1 pseudogene is annotated in these 346 nt (G+C 50.6%); it reads right to left on the minus strand.

Annotated features, from left to right (window positions below):
- A pseudogene (locus HC175_RS21470) lies at positions 1 to 272 on the minus strand (ATP-dependent DNA ligase); the annotation flags it as partial.
- Positions 273 to 346 lie beyond the last annotated feature (74 nt).

Raw genomic sequence — 346 nt, forward strand, 5'->3', positions numbered from 1 at the left:
GGAATGACCAGCGCAATGGTTTCTGCAAGATCTCCAACGATGTGATAGGATTCCTCGAACAACCAAAGCGGGATGTTCGCCAGTTCAGCAGCAAATGTGCGCAGCAAGGTAGTATTTACCGGGCGCGGCGGACGGCGGTGCGAGAGAATGGCGATAGCCCACACCTTATCCTTATTGGGGACCCGCTGAAAATATCGCATCAAAGCCGCCACCTTCACCGTAGTTTTGTTGGTGCTGTCAAGTTCTCTTATGAGTGCTGCGAATTCTTCCATCTGACCCTCCCCCCGCCCTCCCTTAAAACAAGGGAGGGAGCTGTTAGTTGTCTTTAATTAAATCAATCTTTTCT

Source organism: Salinimicrobium oceani (assembly GCF_012037645.1).